Source organism: Leisingera sp. CC-HEC096, from assembly GCF_059429235.1.
The window spans coordinates 3,274,612-3,294,213 of record NZ_JCAIJS010000001.1 but is presented as its reverse complement, the minus strand read 5'-3'; the positions used below and the strand labels follow the sequence as shown (position 1 = coordinate 3,294,213).

Sequence of the window (19,602 nt, the reverse complement as noted above, 5' to 3'; positions counted from 1 at the left end):
CCGACGTGCTCAGCCGCCTGCCCTCCCTGCTGGTTGTGATCGCCCTGGCCGTGGCCGGGTTGATTCCGACCGGCTGGATGCCGGGCACGGCGCAGGACGGCAAGGTGCTCTTGGTGATTTGTACCGGCCACGGCCCGGTGGAAACCTGGGTTGATCTGGACAGCGGCGAGCCCCATACGCCCGCCGAGCAGATGGAGGACCGCAGCTGCCCCTTCGCGGCCCTTGGTGCGGTGGCGCTGCTGCCGGACAGCCTGATCGACCTGAACCTGGACACCCCTCTCAGCGACCGCTGGTCGCGCGAGACCTTCACCCATCACACCGCCGGCTTCCACTGGCGCTATGACGCCCGCGGCCCGCCCGCACTCTCCTGATTTTCTGAACACACCTGACATTTACGCCGGCGCCCTGCGCGTCCGGCCCCGTTCCGATATGGAGAGACCCAATGGCGACCAGCCAACCGCATCCCGCGGGCCAATCGCGCCCGCTTTCTGAAAAATTCTACTTCGCCGCCTGGCGCTGGCATTTCTACGCCGGCCTGTTTGTGATCCCCTTCCTGATCATGCTTGCAGTGACCGGGCTGATGATGATGTTCATCACCCAGGTGGACGGCCGCGACGGCGAGAAGATCACCGTCACCCAAGGCGCTGCCGAGCTGAGCATCCCTGCGCAGGAGGCCGCCGTTCTGGCAGCCCAGCCCGGCACCATCGCCGAGTGGATCGGCCCTAAGGCCCCTGATCTGGCCGCCGTGTTCCGCGTGAAAACCGATGAGGGCCAGCGCCTGGTGGCCCTGAACCAGTACAATGGCGAGGTGATCGAGGTCTGGGACCGCCGCGCGGGCTGGTACGATCTGGCCGACAACATCCACTCCACCCTATTGATCGGCGACACCGGCGACCGGCTGATCGAGATCGCCGCCGGCCTGGGCCTCGTTCTGGTGCTGACCGGTCTTTACCTCTGGTGGCCGCGCGGCAATGCCGTCAGCGCCTTTGTCCCGAATTTCCACGCCAAGGGCCGTGCCCTGTGGAAGAGCCTGCACGCGGTCACCGGCTTCTGGATGTCAGCCCTGCTGGTCATCTTCCTGGTCTCGGGCCTGTCGTGGACCGGCATCTGGGGCGGCCGGATGATGCAGGCCTGGAGCACCTTCCCGGCAGCGAAATGGGACAACGTGCCCCTGTCCGACGACATTCACGCCAGCATGAACCACGGGTCCACCAACGACGTACCCTGGGCGCTGGAGCAGACCCCGATGCCTGCCTCCGGCTCTGACGCAGGGATCACCGGCGTGGCCGAAGGCGCGCCCGTGGATGCCACCAGCTTGATCGCTTTGGGCCGGAGCCTGGGGATGGAGGGCCGCTTCCGCCTCGCCTACCCCGGCGGTGAGACGGGTGTGTGGACCATCAACCGCGACAGCATGAGCGGCGACGGCGACAGCCCCTTCATCGACCGCACCGTGCATGTGGACCAGTACAGCGGCAAGATCCTGGCGGATGTGAAATACGAGGACTACTCCTGGGCGGGCAAGGCGATGGCGGTCAGCGTGCCGTTCCACATGGGCCTGATGGGCACCTGGAGCTTTATCCTGAACGTGGTGTTCTGCCTGGCCGTGATCTTTGTCTGCGTCTCCGGCCTGGTGATGTGGGTCAAGCGCCGCCCCGCAGGCGCCGCCCGCTTGGCCGCGCCGCCGGAACCGGCAGAGATGCCGTTCTGGAAGGGTGCTGCGCTGATTGCCGTGCTGGTGTCGCTGGCCTTCCCGCTGACCGGCCTCGCACTGCTGGCGGTGCTGGCCTTTGACGTGCTGCTGCTGAGCAACCTGCCGGTGCTAAAACGGGCGGTCTCTTGACCGTGCTGAGGCGCAGCCTCTGAGAAGGGTAACGCCCGCTCGGGGGGGCGGACGGGCGTTGCCCGGCGCGCTACGCGCTTGATTCCGGGCTGGGATCACTTTCTTAAACGTGCTGCGCGCCGTTCACCTCGATCTCCGCGCCGGAGATGTAGGAGCTGCCCTCCGAACACAGGAAATAGATCGCCGCCGCCACTTCCTCGGGCTGGCCGAGCCGCTGCATCGGCAGCTTGGCGACGATCTTTTCAGTGCCGGGCGACAGGATCGAGGTTTCCACCTCCCCCGGCGCAATCGCGTTCACGCGCACCCCCATCGGCCCGAAGTCATGCGCCATCTCCCGCGTCAGCGCCGCCAGCGCCGCCTTGGAGGTGGCATAGGCAGCACCTGCAAAGGGATGCACCCGGCTGCCCGCGATCGAGGTCACATTGACCACGGAGCCCTGCGCCGCCGCCAGTTCCTCCTTGAGGCCCCGGGCCAGCACCACCGAGGCAAAGAAGTTCACGTGGAACACCTTGCCCCAGTCCATCAGGTCGGTGTTCAGGGTATTGAGCCGCTCCCCGTCCGGGCCCTTGGGCGAAATCCCCGCATTGTTGACCAAGGCGTCCAGCCGCCCGTCCAGCAGCTCCTGGATCTGCCCCACCGCGTTGATCGTGTCCGACGGGTCCGACAGGTCCAGCTGCACATGGTTCTCCTGGCCGCCGCCCCAGGGGCATTCCTGCGGGAACGGCTGGCGCGAACAGGTGATCACCCGCCAGCCCTCGGCATTGAAGCGGCGCACGGTGGCGTGGCCGATGCCGCGGCTGGCGCCGGTCAGCAGCAAAGTCTTCTGGCGCATGGCGCACTCCTTGTGTGAGAATCTGGCCTGAGCCTAGCACCCGCACAGCCATCCGCAACGGGGTGCGCCAAACGCAACCCTTGGCAGCGGCGGCGGAACCCCTTAACACATTCCTGCCAAGGGATGATGCAGCAATGAAGAAACAAGATATGAACCGCGATTGGATTGCCACCGCCGAAACCCTCTCCAGCGCGCTGCCGTATTTCCAGCGCTTTGCCGGGGCCATTGTCGTCATCAAGCTGGGCGGCCACGCCATGGGCAGCGACGAGGCGATGGACACCTTTGCCCGCGACATCGTGCTGATGCGCCAGGTGGGGGTCAATCCGGTGATCGTGCATGGCGGCGGGCCGATGATCAACGCGATGCTGGAGAAGCTGCAGATCAAATCCGATTTTGTGAACGGCAAGCGGGTGACCGATGCCGCCACCATGGAAGTGGTGGAGATGGTGCTGTCCGGTGTCGTCAACAAGCGCATCGTGCAGGCGATCAACCGCCAGGGCGGCCGCGCCGTCGGGCTGTCGGGCAAGGATGCGAACCTGATCACCTGTGATCAGGCCGACCCGGACCTGGGCTTTGTCGGCGCGCCGGCCGAGATGGACCCCAAGGTGCTCTATGGGCTGTTTGAGAAGAACATGATCCCGGTGATCGCCCCGATCGGCGGCGGCCGCAATGGCGAGACCTTCAACATCAACGGCGACACCGCCGCCGGCGCCATCGCCAAGGCGCTGACTGCTGACCGGCTGCTGCTGCTGACCGATGTGGCGGGCGTCAAGAACGCCGAGGGCGACGTGGTGACTGAGCTGAAGGCTGCGGACGTCGAAGACATGACCGCCAGCGGCGTGATCGCGGGCGGTATGATCCCCAAGACCGAAACCGCGCTGGATGCGGTGCGCAACGGCGTGCGCGCCTGCACCATCGTCGACGGGCGGGTGCAGAACGCGGTGCTGCTGGAGCTTTACACCGACCACGGCGCGGGCTCGATGATCCGCGCCTGACGCGGCTGCTGCAGGGGACTGAGGGGCGCTGCCCCTTTTTGGCCCCCTGGGCCAATTCACCCCGGGATATTTTCAGCCAGATGAACAGGGGATCCCTGGTTCAGGCGGTGGGCTGCGGTGTTCGGAGTTGCTTTTTGCGGCTGCATGCGCATCGCTGAAGGCATGGAGCATGAAGTCCTGATCCGCCTTGCGGCCTTCCTGGGGCTGTTTGCGCTGTTTGCAGCGGCAGAGGCCTGGGCGCCGCGGCGCGCCCGGTGCCTGCCGCGGCAGCGGCGCTGGCCCGCCAACCTGACCATATCCGTTCTGAACGTCCTGACGCTGCGGGCGCTGGCGCTCGGGATGCCGCTGCTGGCGGCCGGGGCAGCGCTGGATGCGGCAGAGCACGGCTGGGGGCTGCTGAATGCGGTCCGCTGGCCCGGCTGGCTGGAAGTGCTGCTGGCGGTGCTGGTGCTGGATTTTGCGATCTGGCTGCAGCATCTGATCACCCACAAGGTGCCGCTGTTGTGGCGGCTGCACCGGGTGCATCACGCCGACCGCGACATGGATGTGACCACCGCGGTGCGGTTTCACCCGGTAGAGATTGCTCTGTCGATGCTGCTGAAGATCGGGCTGGTCTATCTGCTGGGGCCCTCGGCCCTGGCGGTGGTGCTGTTTGAGATCCTGCTGAACGGCACCGCGCTGTTCAATCATGCCAACCTGCGGCTGCCGCCCAAGGCAGACCGGCTGCTGCGGCTGCTGCTGGTGACGCCGGACATGCACCGGGTGCATCATTCGATCCATCGCCACGAGCATAACAGCAACTACGGCTTTACCCTGTCAGTCTGGGACCGGATCTTTGGCACCTATACGGCGCAGCCCGGCCAGGGGCATGACGGCATGACCATAGGGCTGCAATGGCAGGACGGGCGGCCCGCGCGGCTGGGCTGGAGCCTCTTGCTGCCGTTCCGCCGCCGCTGAAACACAGGCAGGAAGACGCCGGCAGGCGGTTACAGGACGATTTTGCACTCTGGAAGGGCGCTGCACGCTGCTAGGCTCGCCTCATGCCACCGGACCGGATGCCGCAGATGACCCTGACCGACTTGCCAGATGCTCCCGCCCGGGGCGGGCCTGATTACGCGCAGATAGACGCGGCAGCCGCGCACTCCGGCCTCATGGTTCAGGGCGCGCTGCATCCGCGGCGCCGGCCCGTCAAAGCGCTGGAGGGCGGCACCCTGGTGCTGCTCGGCACGGCCCCGGCGTTCTGGCCCCGCTTCACTGCCAGCCAGGAGTACAGAGACGGCGCCCCGGACCCGGTGGACCGCTGGTCGCAGCGGGTGATCGGCGCCTTGGCAGACGCCTTGGGCGGCTGCGCGTATTACCCTTTTGGCGGGCCGCCCTACACGCCTTTCATCAACTGGGCGCTCGCTTCGGGGCGGTTTTTCACATCGCCGTCACAGATGATGGTGCATGATCAGGCTGGCATGCTGATCTCCTTGCGGGGGGCCCTTCACTTTGAACAGGAATTTGACATCCCCCCTCCGCCTTTGGCAGAGTCACCCTGCCACAGCTGCCGCTCCCGTCCCTGCCTGGCCGCATGCCCGGCCGCCGCACTGGCGGACGGGGGACCCTACGATCTGGCGGCCTGCCACGACTATCTCGATACCAGCGCAGGCGCCGGCTGCATGACCGGCGGCTGCCTTGCCCGCCGGGCCTGCCCGCTGAGCCGCACCGCCGGCCGGGACCCCGCCCAAACCGCACATCACATGAGGCATTTTCATCCGCAATGACCTGCACTTTGATCCTGACCCGCCACGCCAAATCCGCCTGGGACACCAATGTGCCCAGCGACCATGCCCGCCCGCTGAACAAGCGGGGCCGCCGCTCGGCCCCGGCCATTGCCGACTGGCTGCGCGGCAACGGCTACGTCCCGGATCAGGTGATCGCTTCCTCTGCGCAGCGCAACCGAGAGACGTATGAGCTTATGGAGCTGGGAGTGCCTGCGGCCTTTACCGAGCGCCTGTACCACGCCAATTCGGAGATCCTGTTCAAGGTGCTCAGTCAGGCCGAACATCCCCGCGTGATGCTGATTGGCCATAACCCCGGCATTGCCGCCTTTGCCCATTCCATCGTGGCCACCCCGCCGGACCATGCCCGCTTTGACGATTACCCGACCGGCGCGACGCTGGTGGCGGAGTTCGATATCGGCAGCTGGAAGGACCTGAGCTGGAGCACCGGCAAACCGATAGATTTCGCCGTCCCGCGGGAGCTTCTGGGCGACTAGCGGCTGCGGCACGCTGGCGCATCCCGCGCGGGAGTCCCCTGGCACAGCTGCGCAGGCAGGCCTATATTTCCGGCCGGAGACACGCCTTGCGAGGACTGGAGAAGACCCATGCACCGCCGTACCCTGCTGCTGGCCGCAGCCGCCCTGCCCTTCGCCGCCCTTCCCGGCTTTGCCGCGCCGGCGGAGACCATCCGCATCATGAAGTCGCCAACCTGCGGCTGCTGCACTGCCTGGGCCGACCGCCTGGCCGCCGCCGGTTTTCAGACTGAGGTGCGCAATGTGGCAGATGAGGAGCTGTGGGCGATGAAGGAACGGCTGGGGATCACCAGCGACTTGTCCTCCTGCCACACCGCAATGGCCGGCGGCTACGTGATCGAAGGCCATGTTCCGGCCGGGGATATCAAGCGTCTGCTGGCAGAGCAGCCCGCCGCCATCGGGCTGACCGTTCCGGGGATGCCGATCGGCTCGCCCGGGATGGAGATGGGGGATGAGCGCGAGGCGTTCGATACTCTGCTGATCCTGGCGGACGGCACCACCGAAGTCTTCGCAAGCCATTCCTGAACAAAAAAAGGCCGGGCATTGCGCCCGGCCTTTGTTGGCTTCCCAAACCCCGCAGGGTGGGCGATTCCGCCCACCGAGGGTACGGCTGTCAGTGGCCCAGAATCTGGCTGAGGAACAGCTTGGTGCGGTCGCTCTTCGGGTTGTTGAAGAACTCCTCCGGCTCGTTCTGTTCCACGATCTGGCCCGCATCCATGAAGATCACCCGGTTCGCCACCTGACGGGCAAAGCCCATCTCGTGGGTCACGCAGAGCATGGTCATGCCTTCTTCCGCGAGCTCGATCATGGTGTCCAGGACCTCCTTGATCATCTCCGGGTCCAGAGCCGATGTCGGTTCATCGAACAGCATGATGCGCGGCATCATGCAAAGCGAGCGCGCGATGGCCACACGCTGCTGCTGGCCGCCCGACAGCTGGCCGGGATACTTGTGGGCCTGATCCGGGATCTTGACCTTCTCCAGGAAATGCATCGCCCGGTCGATTGCCTCTTTCTTGGGGGTCTTGCGGACCCAGATCGGCGCCAGGGTGCAGTTCTCCAGGATCGTCAGATGCGGGAACAGGTTGAAGTGCTGGAACACCATGCCGACCTCGGAACGGATCTTGTCGATGTTCTTGAGGTCATTGGACAGCTCGGTGCCATCCACCACGATCTTGCCCTGCTGGTGCTCTTCCAGCGCGTTCAGGCAACGGATCAGGGTGGACTTGCCGGAGCCCGACGGGCCCGCGATAACGATCCGCTCGCCCTGGTTGACGGTCAGATTGATGTCGCGCAGCACGTGGAACGAACCGTACCACTTGTTCATGCCGGAGATTTCGATGGCGACCTCGTCGCTCACCTGCATTTTGGAGCGGTCGATTGCGCGGTCGGACATAAGTTCAGACATGTGTTGAACTCCTTAACGGTGATCGGTGGCGAGACGGCGCTCGAGCCACTGTGAATATTGAGAGATGCCGTAGCAGACGACGAAGAACAGAAGCGCGGCAAAGCCCAGAAGCTCCCAGTACACCCCGTTCCACTCAGTGGAGGCGAGGATCGGGCCGCGGATCATGCCGACCAGGTCGAACATCGAGATGACCGAGACCAGGGTGGTGTCCTTGAACAGGCCCACGGCCACGTTCACGATGCCCGGGATCGAGATCTTCAGCGCCTGCGGCAGGATGATCAGCCGCATCGCCTGGGGGTAATCCAGGCCAAGGCTGTCAGCCGCCTCATACTGCCCCTTGGGAAGCGCAGCGAGACCGCCGCGGATCACCTCGGCGATATAGGCCGCGGAGAACATGGTGATCATGATCACCACGCGCAGGAACAGGTCGACCGTGCTTTCCGGCGGGAAGAAGTAGGCCAGCATCACCGATGCCACGAACAGCAGGGTGATCAGCGGCACGCCGCGCACGAATTCGATGAAGATGACGCACATCCACTTGATCAGCGGCATGTCCGACTGGCGGCCCAGCGCCAGCGCGATGCCCAGCGGCAGCGACAGCGACACACAGGTCACGCCCAGCATCAGGTTCAGCATGAAGCCGCCCAGATCGCGCGAGGGCACCGGCGACAGCCAGGCGTTCTCCGACGCGCCTTCCGGGATCAGCATTCCGCCGATGATCCAGACCGCAAACGCCGCTGCGATGGCCCCGAAGAAACCGATTGCAAAGCTGCTCTTGCCGAACTTCTGGAACACGGCCGCGGCCGCGGCAAAGCCCAGCAGCGCCACCACCGGCACCATCAGCGTGCCGCCCCAGATCAGCCAGAATGCCAGGAACGGGTAGACAGCGGTAAAGATCAGCAGCTTGCGCGGCAGATCGAAGAACAGCACCGGCGCCGCCGCGCCCAGCAGCAGAACCAGGGCGAGGTTGGGACGCCAATAGGCGTCAGTGGGATACTTGAAGCCGTACAGCAGCTGGTTCCAGCGCTCGGTCAGCACCGAGAAACAGGCCCCGGCCTTGCCTTGCAGCACTTCACGGCATTCGGCCAGCGAGTTTGTGGTCCAAACCCCGTTCAGAATCCACGGCAGGGTGTTTTGCAGCACCATGTAGATCACTGCCAGCGCCACGATGGTAAGCGCCGAGTTCGCAGCATTGGAGAACAGGTTCTCGCGCAGCCATTTCACCACGCCGGTTTCCGACGCCGGCGGCGGGGCCGGCGGGATCTGGGTTTCGCGGACAAAGGCGACGGTTTGTGCGTGTGTATCGCTCATGTCTCAGCGCTCCTTCAGCTTCACAGATGCGTTGTAGACGTTCATCACCATCGAGATCACCAGCGAAGCCGTCAGGTAGAACAGCATCAGGAGCAGCACGCACTCAATGGCGCGGCCGGTCTGGTTCAGGGTGATCCCGCCAAGGGTCGCGGTGATATCCGCATAGCCCACGGCGATGGCGAGCGAGGAGTTCTTGGTGATGTTGAGGAACTGCGAGATCAGCGGCGGGATGATGACCCGCAGCGCCTGCGGCAGAACCACCAGGTTCATCACCCGGCGCGGGCGCAGGCCCAGCGCGGCCGCGGCCTCGGTCTGGCCCTTGGACACCGCCTGGATGCCCGCGCGGACGTTTTCCGCGATGAAGGCGCCGGTGTAGATCGACAGCGCGAACCACAGCGCGATCAGCGGGCCGCCAATCTTGATGCCGCCGCTGAAGTTAAACCCCTTCAGCTCAGGGTATTCCCAGGTCAGCCCCATGATCAGTGTCAGCGCCAGGAACGGCACCAGCCAGGCTGCGAGGATCGGCAGCAGGGTTTTGGGACGGACACCGGTGGCTTCCTGCTTGTGGTTGGCCCGGACGTTGATCTGATGCGCCACCACCCAGGACAGGCCAAAACCGGCCAGGATCAGCAGCCAGTTCATCGCGGTGCTGGCAAAGATCCCGTTCTGGAACCAGGGCAGCGGCGTGTAGATCCCGCGGTTGGTGAAGGCGAACGCATCGAACAGCATGCTTGCGGCCGGATCGTCGCCCCGGAACGCCCGCGGCCCCGGCAGCACTGCCGTCATGATGGTGAAGATGATGATGATCCAGATCAGCACCGGGATATTCCGGAAAATCTCCACGTAGACCGCCATCAGCTTGGAGACGAGCCAGTTGTTGGAGAGCCTCAGAACCCCTGCGATCACACCGAAGACGGTTGCAGTGATACAGGCCAGGAAGGCGACGAGCAGCGTGTTCAGCAACCCGACCAGCGCGGCGCGCGCGTGGCTGGACTGGCTGTCGTATTCAACCAGGGTCTGGTTGATGTCGTATCCGGCCGAGTCGCCAAGGAAGGTGTAGGAAATATTGAGCCCGGCAGCCCGCAGGTTCTGGATCAGGTTGTTGCCCAGATACCAGATACACAGGGCCAGAACGATCGCCGCAATCACCTGGAAGGTCAGTGACCGGTAGCGCGTATCGTTAATGAGCATAGACAGCCGAAAACCTTCGTTCGGCGGGTCAGTAAGCGTTGACATGTATTGTGATCCCCTGGCTCCGGTTTTTTGTCCTGGCGGCGTTTATCGCCGCTCCGCAGTGGACCGGAGCTTTTTTCAGATAGGAAAAGGGCGCAGGAAATTCCTGCGCCCCTCCCGGTGGTATGTTTAGCGGAACGGCGGAGCGTACAGCAGGCCGCCTTCGGTCCACTGTGCGTTCAGGCCGCGGGCCAGGCCGACCGGAGTGTCTTCGCCGATGGTCTTGGCAAAGATTTCACCGTAGTTGCCGTTGGCTGCGACGGCTTTTTGCGCCCAGGTGGCATCCAGGCCCAGCATCTCGCCCAGGGTGCCTTCGCTGCCCAGCAGGCGGTTGATTTCCGGGTTGTCGGTGCCGGCTGCCATTTCGCTGATGTTGGCCGAGGTGATGCCCAGCTCTTCAGCCGCGATCAGCGACATCAGGGTCCAGCGGACAACGTCGCCCCACTCGTGGTCGCCATGGCGGACCAGCGGGCCCAGCGGCTCCTTGGAGATGATTTCCGGCAGGATCACGTGGCCCGACGGATCGTCGAAGGTGGCGCGGGTTGCGGCCAGGCCGGAGGCGTCGGTGGTGTAGACGTCACAGGCGCCCGCCAGGTACTGCTGCTGCGCTTCGGCGTTGGTTTCGATCGGAACCGGCTCATACGAGATGTTGTTGGAGCGGAAGAAGTCCGCCAGGTTCAGCTCGGTGGTGGTGCCGGTCTGGATGCAGACGGTGGCGCCGTCCAGTTCCTTGGCCGAGGACACGCCCAGATCTTTCGGGACCATGAAGCCCTGGCCGTCGTAGTAGTTCACGCCCACGAATTCGAACTTCAGGTCGACGTCGCGCGAGAAGGTCCAGGTGGTGTTGCGTGCCAGCATGTCGATCTCGCCGGAGGCCAGCGCGGTGAAGCGGGTCTTGCCGGTGGTCGGCACGAATTCAACAGCGGTCGAGTCGCCCAGCACGGCTGCAGCCACAGCACGGCAGACGGCAACGTCAAAGCCTTCCCATTCGCCATTCGCATTCGGGGCCGCAAATCCGACCAGGCCGGTGGTGACGCCGCAGTTCAGCTTGCCGCGGGCCTTCACGTCATCCAGCGTGCCGGCAGCAGCTGCGCCAGCCGCCAGACCAGCAACGGTCAGAGCGCCCAAAAATACGGTTTTTTTCATTTTTACCTCTTCCTGATAGTCCGCCTGTACGGCGGTTCTTATTACCCGGCGATCCCCCGCCGGAAATGAGACCGAAGAAGGGTTTACCCCTTTTTCGCGCCCAAGTGTGGGCGCATTCATCAACAAACGTCAAGTGCGGGATCAGGAATTTCGATGGGCGCGATGCGCACAAATGCCCCGGGAGTAAAAAATTTTACTCCTCGCGGGGCGAAATGGTAATTTTCTGTTCTCTCAGGAAAAATCAAAGAACCGTTTGGCGTGCAGAAATTCCTGCCGTTTGACTTCGGCGGCCGCCGCGGCCTCCTCGTCCTCGCCCCACTGCTCTTCCTGCCAGCGCTCGTCCAGCCGCGACAGCAGCCAGATCTCATCGGCGCTGCGCCAGCCGTGCGCGGCGGCAAATCCCAGGATCAAAGAGCCGGAAATCCCTACCAAATCGTGGAATGCAGCCAGCTGGAACGGGTTCATGGCAAGAACCTTGTCCGCCAGCGCTGCCAGCGCCGCGGCGTCCTGCGGCTGGTGCAGCACGCCGGTGCGCGGCTGCAGCCGCACCCCCAGCGCCTCTGCCGCCCAGTCCAGCGCCGGGTCCCATTCCCGCGCTTGACGCGACGTCAACTCAACCGGAGTGTCAGCGCGGTAGCACAGCAGATCGGAATCGCCGTATTCGGCCAGCATGGCGGCAACTTCGCTGTGCTGATGTGTCACCTTGTCAATCGCGGCGTTCGCAGAGCGGGTGCAGGGCATGGCAGACGGGTCAACTGATTCGGTCTGCGCGTCCCACTCGGCAGCGATAGCCTCGGCCATCGCCCGCGTGGGCACCGCCAGCGGCGCCTTGGCCGGTGTCTTGACCCGGCGGCCGTCCAGCTCCACCGCGAACCCGTCACCGGTCTCTGCAACCGAAACCTCTTTCCAGAACCGTTTCTGTGCCCAGCCGCTCATCTCTTAGCCTTTCCAGATCTCTGCCAGCAGCGGGCGCAGCTCCGCAAAGTCGCGGATCAGGTAATCGGCGCCCAATGTCTCTGCCGGATGGTATCCCCAGGGCACGGCGATGGTGGTTACCCCCGCTGCGCGCCCCATCTCAATGTCGAACCGCGTGTCGCCGATCATCACGGTGCTTTCGCGCGCCACCCCGGTTTCCGCCATCGCCGTCAGCACCATCGAGGGGTGCGGCTTGGACGGGTGGTGATCGGCCACCTGCCGGGTCACGAAACAGTCAAGCCCGTGCGCCGCGATCAGCGCCTCCACCCCGCGCTGGGATTTGCCGGTGGCCACGCCCAGCAGATACTCAGGCACCGCGTGCAGTTCCATCAGCGCCTCGCGGGCACCGGGGTAAAGCGGCGAATGCGCTGCGCCCGCAGCCTGGCGGGAGGCCATGTAAGAGGACTTGTAGCCCTCCACCAGCACGTCAACGGTAGCGGCGTCCTGCTCCGGTGCCAGTTCCTGCATTGCCAGCGGCAGCGACAGCCCGACGATCGACAGAATCGCCTCGCGCTGCGGCACCTCCAGGCCGGCGCCCTGAAACGCCTCAGCCATCGCGCCGGTGATCGCCCCCTGGCTGTCCGCCAGCGTGCCATCGACGTCAAACAGGATCAGCCGCAGCGGTGAGCTCACTTCAGATCCTCGAACGGGTCGTCGGCTGCCAGGTCCTCGGTCCAGCCGAAGGTGTCCCAGCTTTCCTTCATATGCTCCGGCAGCGGCGCCACCACTGAGATCTGCTTATGCGTGACCGGATGCTCAAACACCATCCGGCGCGCATGCAGATGCAGCTTCTTGGAGATCACCCCGCCGATCTGCGCGCCCCAGCCGTCGCCCAGGTTCTCCTGGCCGGAGCCGCCGTATTTGCCGTCGCCTGCAATCGGGTGGCCCATGCCGGACATATGCGCCCGCAGTTGGTGGGTGCGGCCAGTGATCGGCTCCATCGCCACCCAGGCGGCGCGGCTGGCCACGCGGTAGAGCGTGGCATAAAGCGTATGCGCGCGCTTGGCGCCCGGCGTGTCGTCGATGTCGCGCGGATGCACGTTGATCATCTTCTCGCCCTCGCCGGACTTGCCGTGGCCCGGCGCCTTCACCAGCCCGTTCTTGATCTCGCCCAGGTAGGGCGTCGGCACGCCCGCCACCAAGGCCCAGTAAATCTTGCGGGTGTTCTTGTGGCGGAAGGCGGCGGTCAGCGCCTGCGCCGCCTTTCGGTTGCGCGCCAGCACCAGCACGCCGGAAGTGTCCTTGTCGATCCGGTGCACCAGCTTGGGCTTTTCCTCCAGCCCGAACTTCAGCGCCTCGGCCAGCCCGTCCACATGCTTGGTGGTGCCGGAGCCGCCCTGCACCGCCAGCCCTGCGGGCTTGTTCAGCACGATCACATCGTCGTCGCGGTAGATGACGCAAGACTGGATCATCCTGGCATCCGCGTCCGAAACCCGCATCTGGCGCGGCTCGGCCGGTTTCAGGTCGCTGTCCGCAAGCGGCGGCACCCGCACCACCTGCCCCGCCTCGACGCGGGTATTGGCCTTCACGCGGCCGCCATCGAGCCGCAGTTCGCCCTTGCGGCACATCTTCTCGATGCGGCCCTGGTTCACATGCGGAAACAGCCGCCGCAGCCAGCGGTCAATGCGCTGGCCGCCGTCGTCTTCGCTGACGGTAATCATCTGAACGCCGCTCATGCGAACACTCCTCTTGCAGCCATCAGGCCCAGAAACAGACCGCCGACCGACAGGCCCACGGACAAACATACGTACAGCGCCGCCTGCCCGAAGGCGCCGCGCTCGATCAGGTTGGCGGTCTCCAGCGAGAACGCCGAGAAGGTGGTGAACCCGCCCATCAGCCCGGTCATCACCAGGGGGCTTGCCCACGTCAGGTCCCGCAAGGCCGCCGCCACCACGAACATCCCCATCAGGAAGGAGCCGAGAATGTTCACCGTCAGGATCGCCACCGGAAAGTCATGGTGCCCCAGGACCCGGATGATGCCCAGCCCGGCCAGATAGCGGCACACCGCCCCGATTGCGCCGCCAAGGGCCACCATGGAAACCGAAGAAATCATCCCCGTCCTGTCGCGCGGGTGCGCCGGGATGTCAAGTTTTCCCCGTATTGCAGCGCTTGCAAGGCTCCGCCCCCTGCCCCACTTGGAACATCAAAGGGATTTTCGGAAAGGACTTTATAATGCTCCTGCTGCGCCCGCTGGCCCTGGCTGCTGCCATGGCTGCCACCGCCGCCTCCGGCGGAGACATCGAAGACTCGCTGCAATCCGCCTTCGACGCGGGCAAACTGCCCGGCCTGCACGGCGTCCTGGTGCAGCGGCAGGGCGAAACCCTGGCAGAGATCTATTTCACTGGCCGGGATGAGCGCTGGGGCACCCCCCTGGGCAACCGCCAGTTCGGCCCGGAGGAGCTGCACGACCTGCGTTCGGTCAGCAAGAGCATTGTCAGCCTGCTCTACGGCATCGCGCTGGCGCAAGGGCTGGTGCCGCCGCCCGAGGCCCCGCTGCTGGCGCAGTTCCCGGAACATGCCGGTCTCGCCAGCCCGGAACGCGATGCGATCACGGTTGAGGATGCGCTGACCATGCAGCTGGGGCTGGCATGGGACGAAAGCCTGCCCTACAGCGACCCCAGGAACTCCGAGATTGCGATGGAACGTTCCGGCGACCGGATCCGCTATGTGCTGTCGCGCCCGGTTGCAGCCGCGCCCGGCACCCAATGGGTCTATTCCGGCGGCGCCACCGCGCTGCTGGGCGAGCTGATCACCCGCGGCAGCGGCATGGCGCTGGATGAATTTGCAGCCGAAAACCTGTTCGCCCCGCTGGGTATTGACCGGGCGGACTGGGCAAACGGGCTGGACGGCGAACCCGCCGCCGCCTCCGGCCTGCGGCTGACGGCCCCGGGCCTGGCCCGGATCGGCGGGATGATCGCTGACGGCGGCCGCTACGGGGACAGGCAAATCGTGCCCGCTGCCTGGCTGGAGCAAAGCTTCACCCCGCACGCCGATACCGGTGATCTGCGCTATGGCTACCAGTGGTGGCTGGCCCCGGAAGGCAACCCGCCGGTCTGGGCTTCGGGTTTTGGCAACGGCGGCCAGCGGCTGACCATCGGGCGGCAAACAGGCACCGTGGTGGTGATCCAGGCGGGCAATTACAACCAGCCTGACGCCTGGCAGGTGCCGGTCGCGGTGCTTACCGAACACGTCCTGCCGAATCTGAAGCGCTAGCCGCCGGCCCCTTCATCTTTCTCCAAATACTCCCGCCGGAGGCAGCGGCTTTCCGGCGGGAAAGCCGCTTCACTTGTTCCGCTTCATCCTGAGGTTCGCGAAGTAGTCCGTGCGCCGCTTCAGCTCGCGCTCGAACCCGCGTTCCACCGGCTGGTACAGCACCGGCCGCTTCACCCCGTCCGGGAAGTAGTTCTGGCCGGAGAAGCCGTCCTCGGCGTCGTGGTCATAGGCATAGCCGTCTCCGTAACCCTGCTCCGCCATCAGCTTGGTCGGCGCGTTCAGGATGTGCTTGGGCGGCGGCGCGCTGCCGGTCTGTTTGGCCAGCCGCCGCGCCGCCTTGATGCCCACGTAAACTGCGTTGGATTTCGGTGCCAGAGCCAGATAGACCGCGGCATTGGCGAGCGCCAGTTCGCCCTCGGGGCTGCCAAGGCGCTCATAGGTTTGCCAGGCATTAAGGCAAACCGTGTTGGCTTGCGGGTCGGCCATGCCGATGTCCTCGGTCGACATCATTGTCAGCCGCCGGGCCAGAAACCGCGGGTCCTCGCCGCCCTCCAGCATCCGCGCCAGCCAGTAAAGCGCCGCATCCGGGTCGGAGCCGCGGATGGATTTGTGCAGGGCGGAAATCAGGTTGTAATGCTCGTCGCCGGACTTGTCGAACTTGGCCGCCCGGCGCATCAGCCGGGCCGACAGCGCCTCGCGCCCCAAGGGCGCCTCCACCTTCCAGGCGGCGACCTGCTCGATCAGATTGAGCAGTGCCCGCCCATCGCCATCCGCCATCTCATGCAGCGCATCGCGGGCATCGCCACTCAGCGGCAGGGCGCGGCCCAGCTCCTTCTCGGCGCGCTGGGTCAGGCGTTCGAGATCGGCAAGCGACAGCCGCTCCAGCACCAGCACCTGGCTGCGGCTGAGCACAGCGGCATTGAGCTCAAACGAGGGGTTCTCGGTCGTCGCCCCGACCAGGAGGATGGTGCCATCCTCCATATGCGGCAGGAAGCCGTCCTGCTGGGCCTTGTTGAACCGGTGGATCTCATCCACGAACAACAGCGTGCCCTGGCCGTTCTCGCGGCGGATCCTGGCGGCCTCGAACACCTTGCGCAGCTCCGGCACCCCGGTGAAGATCGCCGAGATCTGCACGAAATGCAGGTCGGTCTCCTTGGCCAGCAAACGCGCGATGGTGGTCTTGCCCACGCCGGGCGGGCCCCAGAAGATCAGCGACGACAAGGAGCCCGAGGCCAGCATCACGCCCAAGGGCGCCTCCGGCCCCAGCACCTGGGCCTGGCCGATCACCTCGCCCAGCGACTGCGGCCGCAGCCGGTCGGCCAGCGGCCGGTTGGGCGCGGGCTGCTGCGGATCGCTGTCCGCGGTTGCGGGGCTGCCGAAAAGATCTGCCATCAGAGCCGGAACCTCAGCGCCATGTGGCGGCCGCGCCGGTTCAGATCCAGCTGGATCCAGCGGCCGCTGCCCGCGAGGATTGCATAGACGTCGTCGGTGCTGGCCACCTGCTGGCCATTGACCGCCAGCAGCAGGTCGCCCGCCTGCACACCGCCGCGCCCGGCATAGGGGCCGGGGTCTGTGACCACCACGCCCTCCGCCGACAACGGCAGGCCGAGGCGGGCGATCACCTGCGGATTGATACGCGCCACGGTCAGCCCGGGCAGCGCGGTCTTGTCATCCAGCTGCACCGGGTTGGCGGGCGGCTGGTCGGGGGCCACGATCATCGGCACCTCGATCTCCTGCCGCTCACCGCCGCGCAGGCGGGTGATAACGGACATGTCGCCAAGCCCCGCCACCGACATGCGGAACACCATCTCGGACGGCGAATTCACCACCTCCCCGTCCACATGGGTGATCACGTCGCCCACCTTGAACCCCGCCTTGGCAAAGGGGCTGTCGCGGTGCAGGTCGGAAACCACCATGCCCTCCGGCACATCCATCCCCAGAGAGGCCGCAAGGTCCGCATCCACCGGCTGGCCCGCCATGCCGGCCCAGGGGCGCTGGAACTCTTCCGCGCCGCTGCGGGCCTGATTGACGAACTCCGCCACCAGGTTGGCCGGAATGGCAAAGCCGATGCCGTTGGAGCCGCCGGAGCGGGACAGGATGCGTGTGTTGATGCCGATGAGATCGCCATTGACGTCAATCAGCGCGCCGCCGGAGTTGCCAGGGTTGATCGGCGCGTCGGTCTGGATGTAGTAGCCAAAGCCGTCGCCCGCCCCCATGCCGGTGCGCGCGAGGCCTGAGATGATGCCGCTGCTGACGGTCTGCCCGACCCCGAACGGGTTGCCGATCGCCAGCGCCAGCTCGCCCACTTCGACCTGATCGCTGTCGCGCAGTTCCAGGTACGGCAGGTCCGCGGCCTCTTCCAGCTGCAGAATCGCCAGGTCGCTGGCCTTGTCGCCCAGGATCACCCGGGCATTGTACTCGCGCCGGTCATTGGTCACCACGCGGATCTCGGTGGCGCTGCCGACGACATGGTAGTTCGACACCACGATGCCATCCGCCGACAGGATCACGCCGGACCCCAAAGAGTTCTCCACCCGCGGCTGCGGCTCGGCAAAGCCGCGGAAGAAATCATCGAAGAACGGATCGTTCATGAACGGCGAGCGGCGGCGCTGCTGCACCTGGCGCACCAACTTGGCATAGATGTTGACCACCGCAGGCGCCGACTCCTTGACCAGCGGCGCAAACCCCAGCGCAATCTCCGCCTGGCTCTGCGGCACCCGTGTTTCGGCGGCGGCAGGCAGGGCAAGAACGATGGCAAGGGCAGTCAGCGCGGGACGGATCATGGGGGCTCCAGCAGATGTTGCCCGAAGGATATGCGGAGTGCGGGCGCGGATTGCAAGACGGGACCGCCCACGGGGGCGGAGGGGCGCTGCCCCGCAGACCGAGAAGAAGAGGGGCGCTGCCCCTCTTGGCCTCACGGCCAATTCACCCCGGGATATTTGGGGCCAGATGAAGCAGGCGGACGAAAAAAGGCCCCGGCCCTTCATCTTTCCCCAAATACTCCCGCCGGAGGCACGCGCCGCTAGGCGCGTCCCCTTGGCAGACTTCAGGCCTCCGCCAGCCGCCCTTGCACGGCAGTCTCGCGGCGTTTGGCCACGGCTGCGGCCAGATGCTCCAGCTCTGCCACGGTGTCCTCCCAGCCAAGGCAGCCGTCGGTGACCGACTGGCCGTAGGTCAGCTCCCCCTTGCCCAGGTCCTGGCGGCCCGCCACCAGGTGGCTTTCCACCATCACCCCGGTGATGCGGTCCTCCCCGGAAGCGATCTGGCCCGCCACATCGCGCAGCACCGCGGGCTGGCGCATCGGATCCTTGCCGCTGTTTGCGTGGCTGGCGTCGATCATCACATGGCCGCGGATGCCGTCCTTCTCCGCCAGCTTGCAGGCCGCATCGACCGAGGCCGCGTCATAGTTGGTGCCGCCGCCGCCGCGCAGGATCAGGTGGCCGTCCGGGTTGCCGCTGGTCGCCGCGATCGCCGCGCGGCCGGATTTGGCCAGCGCCATGAAATGATGCGGATGCGCCGCCGAGCGCACCGCGTCCACCGCGATCTGCACATTGCCGCGGGTGCCGTTCTTGAAGCCGACCGGGCAGCTGAGACCCGACGCCATCTCGCGGTGGATCTGGCTTTCGGTGGTGCGGGCGCCGATGGCGGCCCAGGCTACCAGGTCGGAGATGTACTGCGGCACCGCGGTGTCCAGGAACTCAGTCCCGACCGGCAGGCCAAGCGCGTTGATGTCCAGGCACAGGCGGCGCGCCAGGCCCAGCCCTTCGTTGATGCGGAAGGAGCCGTCGAGGCCGGGGTCGTTGATCAGCCCTTTCCAGCCCGAGATGGTGCGGGGTTTCTCGAAGTAGACCCGCATCACGATCTCCAGTTCACCCGCCAGCCGCGCGCGCAGCGGTGCCAGCCGTTCGGCGTATTCCATCGCCGCCTTGGGGTCATGGACCGAACAGGGGCCGACGACGGCAATCACCCGGTCATCGCGGCCGTGCAGCACGTCCTGGATCGCGGTGCGGCTGGCCAGCACGGTACCGGTGGCCGCTGCCGTCGCGGGCAGCTGCGCGGCAAGATCCTCGGGCGAGATCAGTTCCTGCATGCCGGTAATGCGGAGGTTTTCGGTCTGGGGTGTCATGGGTCTGCTTCCTTGGCGGGGGCCCTGGGCGCTGCGGCGGATACAAATAAACCGCCTGCGGGCTGCGGGCGGTTGGGTGGTATCCTGGTGCGTTCCGATGTCCTAACTCAGAATGCGCTGACCCCTCCGTCCGCCATGTGGCGCGGATAAAAGAAATACCAGAATGCGGCATAGGTGCGGGTCATGGGCCGGACGCTAGCGGAGATTCGCCCCCCTGTCACCCCGGTAAA

20 protein-coding genes are annotated in these 19,602 nt (G+C 65.7%); 8 read left to right on the top strand and 12 right to left on the bottom strand.

Annotated elements, in window-relative coordinates; translation table 11 throughout:
• Positions 1-5 precede the first annotated feature (5 nt).
• Positions 6-371 carry a DUF2946 family protein gene (locus AC5STI_RS15965; protein WP_495447332.1) on the top strand — a complete coding sequence of 122 codons (366 nt, stop codon included), beginning with the start codon at positions 6-8 and terminating at the stop codon, positions 369-371.
• 71 nt (positions 372-442) lie between these two features.
• Positions 443-1,840 carry a PepSY-associated TM helix domain-containing protein gene (locus tag AC5STI_RS15960; RefSeq protein ID WP_495447331.1) on the top strand — a complete coding sequence of 466 codons (1,398 nt, stop codon included), beginning with the start codon at positions 443-445 and terminating at the stop codon, positions 1,838-1,840.
• 103 nt (positions 1,841-1,943) lie between these two features.
• On the opposite strand, the gene AC5STI_RS15955 is transcribed toward AC5STI_RS15960, so the two are convergent.
• Complete coding sequence (locus AC5STI_RS15955) at positions 1,944-2,672, bottom strand: SDR family NAD(P)-dependent oxidoreductase (RefSeq protein ID WP_027235503.1); 729 nt, start codon at positions 2,670-2,672, stop codon at positions 1,944-1,946.
• A gap of 134 nt (positions 2,673-2,806) precedes the next feature.
• On the opposite strand from AC5STI_RS15955, the gene argB reads away from it, so the two are divergent.
• The 5 genes from argB to AC5STI_RS15930 all read left to right on the top strand — a co-directional run bounded on the left by argB (position 2,807) and on the right by AC5STI_RS15930 (position 6,488).
• The gene (argB, locus tag AC5STI_RS15950) at positions 2,807-3,667 is read left to right on the top strand and encodes an acetylglutamate kinase (RefSeq protein ID WP_475049355.1); all 861 of its coding nucleotides are present in this window, start codon (positions 2,807-2,809) and stop codon (positions 3,665-3,667) included.
• 162 nt (positions 3,668-3,829) lie between these two features.
• A complete protein-coding gene (locus AC5STI_RS15945) occupies positions 3,830-4,624 on the top strand; it encodes a sterol desaturase family protein (protein WP_495447775.1) in 795 nt (264 codons plus the stop codon).
• 107 nt (positions 4,625-4,731) lie between these two features.
• Complete coding sequence (locus AC5STI_RS15940; RefSeq protein ID WP_495447330.1) at positions 4,732-5,433, top strand: ferredoxin; 702 nt, start codon at positions 4,732-4,734, stop codon at positions 5,431-5,433.
• Positions 5,430-5,927, top strand: coding sequence for a SixA phosphatase family protein (locus AC5STI_RS15935; RefSeq protein ID WP_475049351.1), 498 nt, complete (start codon positions 5,430-5,432; stop codon positions 5,925-5,927). The genes AC5STI_RS15940 and AC5STI_RS15935 overlap by 4 nt, the downstream gene beginning before the upstream one ends.
• Before the next feature lie 108 nt (positions 5,928-6,035).
• Complete coding sequence (locus AC5STI_RS15930; RefSeq protein ID WP_495447329.1) at positions 6,036-6,488, top strand: DUF411 domain-containing protein; 453 nt, start codon at positions 6,036-6,038, stop codon at positions 6,486-6,488.
• Positions 6,489-6,576: 88 nt separating this feature from the next.
• Here the strand turns inward: AC5STI_RS15930 and AC5STI_RS15925 are convergent, their stop codons facing one another.
• From AC5STI_RS15925 to crcB, 8 genes are all read right to left on the bottom strand, one after another.
• Positions 6,577-7,368 (bottom strand): amino acid ABC transporter ATP-binding protein, encoded by a 792-nt coding sequence (locus AC5STI_RS15925; protein ID WP_475049347.1) that lies wholly within the window; start codon positions 7,366-7,368, stop codon positions 6,577-6,579.
• Between the two features lie 12 nt (positions 7,369-7,380).
• The gene (locus tag AC5STI_RS15920; RefSeq protein ID WP_495447328.1) at positions 7,381-8,679 is read right to left on the bottom strand and encodes an amino acid ABC transporter permease; all 1,299 of its coding nucleotides are present in this window, start codon (positions 8,677-8,679) and stop codon (positions 7,381-7,383) included.
• A 3-nt stretch (positions 8,680-8,682) separates the two neighbouring features.
• On the bottom strand, positions 8,683-9,915 hold the full coding sequence (locus AC5STI_RS15915; protein ID WP_475049344.1) for an amino acid ABC transporter permease: 1,233 nt from the start codon (positions 9,913-9,915) through the stop codon (positions 8,683-8,685).
• 126 nt (positions 9,916-10,041) lie between these two features.
• On the bottom strand, positions 10,042-11,058 hold the full coding sequence (locus tag AC5STI_RS15910; protein WP_475049341.1) for an amino acid ABC transporter substrate-binding protein: 1,017 nt from the start codon (positions 11,056-11,058) through the stop codon (positions 10,042-10,044).
• Positions 11,059-11,289: 231 nt separating this feature from the next.
• Positions 11,290-11,994, bottom strand: coding sequence for an ATP12 family chaperone protein (locus AC5STI_RS15905; protein WP_495447327.1), 705 nt, complete (start codon positions 11,992-11,994; stop codon positions 11,290-11,292).
• Positions 11,995-11,997: 3 nt separating this feature from the next.
• Positions 11,998-12,666, bottom strand: coding sequence for an HAD family hydrolase (locus tag AC5STI_RS15900; protein ID WP_495447326.1), 669 nt, complete (start codon positions 12,664-12,666; stop codon positions 11,998-12,000).
• A complete protein-coding gene (locus AC5STI_RS15895) occupies positions 12,663-13,709 on the bottom strand; it encodes an RluA family pseudouridine synthase (protein ID WP_490398847.1) in 1,047 nt (348 codons plus the stop codon). The genes AC5STI_RS15900 and AC5STI_RS15895 overlap by 4 nt, the downstream gene beginning before the upstream one ends.
• Positions 13,706-14,086 (bottom strand): fluoride efflux transporter CrcB, encoded by a 381-nt coding sequence (crcB, locus tag AC5STI_RS15890; RefSeq protein WP_475049334.1) that lies wholly within the window; start codon positions 14,084-14,086, stop codon positions 13,706-13,708. Before crcB ends, AC5STI_RS15895 begins: the two co-directional genes overlap by 4 nt.
• Before the next feature lie 119 nt (positions 14,087-14,205).
• On the opposite strand from crcB, the gene AC5STI_RS15885 reads away from it, so the two are divergent.
• Positions 14,206-15,246 (top strand): serine hydrolase domain-containing protein, encoded by a 1,041-nt coding sequence (locus AC5STI_RS15885; protein ID WP_495447325.1) that lies wholly within the window; start codon positions 14,206-14,208, stop codon positions 15,244-15,246.
• A gap of 69 nt (positions 15,247-15,315) precedes the next feature.
• Here AC5STI_RS15885 and AC5STI_RS15880 read toward each other — a convergent pair whose 3' ends face one another.
• The 3 genes from AC5STI_RS15880 to AC5STI_RS15870 all read right to left on the bottom strand — a co-directional run bounded on the left by AC5STI_RS15880 (position 15,316) and on the right by AC5STI_RS15870 (position 19,372).
• On the bottom strand, positions 15,316-16,638 hold the full coding sequence (locus AC5STI_RS15880; protein ID WP_495447324.1) for a replication-associated recombination protein A: 1,323 nt from the start codon (positions 16,636-16,638) through the stop codon (positions 15,316-15,318).
• The gene (locus AC5STI_RS15875; RefSeq protein WP_495447323.1) at positions 16,638-18,029 is read right to left on the bottom strand and encodes a trypsin-like peptidase domain-containing protein; all 1,392 of its coding nucleotides are present in this window, start codon (positions 18,027-18,029) and stop codon (positions 16,638-16,640) included. The genes AC5STI_RS15880 and AC5STI_RS15875 overlap by 1 nt, the downstream gene beginning before the upstream one ends.
• Positions 18,030-18,292: 263 nt before the next feature.
• A complete protein-coding gene (locus tag AC5STI_RS15870; protein ID WP_495447322.1) occupies positions 18,293-19,372 on the bottom strand; it encodes a 3-deoxy-7-phosphoheptulonate synthase in 1,080 nt (359 codons plus the stop codon).
• Between the last annotated feature and the right edge of the window lie 230 nt (positions 19,373-19,602).